At 38.3% G+C, this 2,831-nt stretch carries 1 protein-coding gene; it reads right to left on the bottom strand.

The window, feature by feature from the left end; genetic code table 11:
• Positions 1-2,831, bottom strand: a 2,831-nt coding sequence (locus tag AC5KOD_RS02860; protein WP_496913028.1) for a SpaA isopeptide-forming pilin-related protein, incomplete at both ends; no start/stop codon positions are given.

The following is a 2,831-nucleotide window of genomic DNA, read 5'->3' as shown; positions in this document are numbered from 1 at the left end:
ATCGCGGTTTGTGAGTGGACGGGAAGGTTTAAATCTGAGTTCATGGATGAGTTATTAACCAACACATCGCCTGCTTTTTGGCCTGTTGGTTTTAAGGTCACCGTTAATTCAATGCTTTTTCCAACAGGTAATGACCCATGTGACACAAGAAAGGCTTTCGCATTAGAAATACTGGCAACTGGTGTTGTCCCAGGTACAAAGGAGGACCAGCCAGTGATACTATTTGGGTCCGTCTTTTCATCTGTTTTAGCGTTAGTAAACGAAATCTTCGCTGTTGGATCGTTAATCTTCAACTCTGACACCGTATAAGAACCACTGAATTTAGTGCCACGAGAATCGCCATTATATGGCAAAACCTCCAAGAGCTTCGAATTAGGAATCGCTGAGGCACTTTCATTGACCATCTTAATGTTGTAGGTAATGGACGTATCCACACTAGGCGCTTTAGCATCGACCTTGTCGCCTACTTCAATGGCAGGTTTAGTGGCCGTTTTACTGAGAATGATTTGTTGGATAAGCATTTCAATGAAAGAATCAGATGACGAACGAATCGCCTCCACACTCGTATCTTTTTGGGACGGATTAGACGATACCCACATCTCACCTATCGTTTTTACAATTAAATTTTCTGTATAGCCAGTCCCCTTAAATGTCAGTTGAGTGAAGTCAGAAATTGCTTTAAATTTAACCTCTACTCCTTTGCCAAGATTGTCATCCCTAATTTTGGAAAACCCCCACCGTAGCGTTGTTGTACCATCAGCGTTTTGGATTATATCAGGCTCCTTTTGCAATGGCATTCCTAGTCCATCTGTTGAACTTCCTGTTTTATAAGAAATCCCTTTTGGCAATGTTGTATTGATTGCGGTATCGTATTCAATTGCATTACTACCGGCCATAATGCCAGTAACTTTTAAATCGATCTCCTCATTTGTTTGATAAAGTGACTTATCAACTTCTGTTTTAGTCGTTATTCTAAATTTTTCTACATAAGCCGTATTTCCTACCCAATTCCAATACGTATCAGGAATCAATGTGACATTCCCTTGTGAATCAAATTGAGTTGGTTTGTATTTCCCGCCATTACTTGCAGGATCACTGAGGGTATTGCCTTTACTATCACTAAATAAGCTCGCTTCCATTAATACAATTGGATTCCCATTTGGAGTCTTATCTCCAGAATTTGCAGTTACTATAACAGGAATTCTAGAATAAAAAGTATGCCCACTATTAGCCCCCATGTTTAAATCAAGTATTGATTCAACTGCTGATATTTCACCTTTTTCAAGAGCTTTTAAAGGCGTGGCATACCAATCATACCTTCCTTTTGAAGCACTGTACTTTTCATAAGTCATTGTATAAGGTCCCGTTTGCGTTATGTTTTTTGCCACACCATATCTAAATGTTATAGATTTTTGTTTTTCTATCGGTACACCAGTTATAAGAAAAGAGTCTCGGTTTATATCATATTTAAATGCACTAGGATCCCACATCAAAATGGAACTATCTTGAAAGACACGTATATCATTTGTTAAATTGAACTGACCAAAATAGATTTTATCCCCTTGAATTAATCGTGCATTACCTGTATTAACATCATTACCTGGATGATTATAATCTAAATTAACTATATTTTTATCATCATTCGTGATTGATTTAGTAAAAAGCGGTCCTCCAGCATAGGCGCCTGCACCTGTAACAATTGTTGGAAAACTAACCGATGTATTATTAACTGTCGTTATTCCATCATAAGAAATAGATTCTATAGAAAGCTGTAAATCATAGCGAGACCATTTATTTGTCGCAGCTAAATCAGCAGTCTTCTTCTTATTCCAACTGACAATCATTTCTAGACTAGAAAACGATTTATCTGTGGCTGCCGAAGTTCTTTCACCAGTCATATTATAGGTATAAGGGTTCACGACTCCTGTATAGTTAGTGTTCGTAACTGCTATTCCTGTTGGATCTTCCCAATTAGAGGCAGTAAACTCTCCTGAGCTATACACTCCGATTTTGGAAAGATCTCCTGTCGGTTGAGTTGTATGAATCTTTTTTGTCTGTCCTTGCGGAATATTCAAAGAACGAGTAAATTTATTCGGAAAAACAGACCATCCCCAAGGATTTTTCCAGTCTTGTTGACTTCTTTCTTTTAAAGGTGAAGCATATGCTTTAATCTGAATTTTATTATATTGACTAGAAGCTAATCCTGTATTAGTACCATTCGCTGTTACTTTTTGCTTTATTGAATATGTTATTTTTCCTGTTGGGAAGGTTGATCCTTTATAGTCTCCCTTAGCTCTACCACTAAGTTCTGTTAGCGTAGTTACTACCCCTAAATCATATGCAACATCTGAGTTAGTAGACTCAAACACGCCCTTATCAATTATTTCACCTGAAACTAGACGAGAATTAATTGATGGTTTTGCTGACACCTTTGTAATAGGGACATTCATCGCAGAAAGTTCCTTATGCGTATAAACCTTATTAAATACCTCAATATCTCCCGTTTCAACATTTTTAGCATCGACAATTTCTAGCTTAAAGGTAGGCGTTAACCATATCCCATTTTTCGCCCCGTATACATTCATAATCACTGGCACAAATACTTGTCCACTGTCACTAATCACTGACTCCATCACACCCTGAGAATACTGAGCGCCCGGACTTGTCGGGTTGTCGATATAGGTGCCATTCGCAATTTCTCCGTTATGTTCTGGGGTTCCACCTGTGTTTGTCAGCGCATTAGACAGCTCACTCATCACGCGATAGCGGATATTCGTATACTTGGTTGTGAGTGACGTATTTTGAATGGAAAACGACACTAAATAACTGAC

The sequence above is a fragment of the Vagococcus sp. WN80Y genome, from assembly GCF_059621045.1.
The sequence above is the reverse complement of the archived record's forward strand: the minus strand, read 5'-3'. Positions and strand labels throughout refer to the sequence as shown.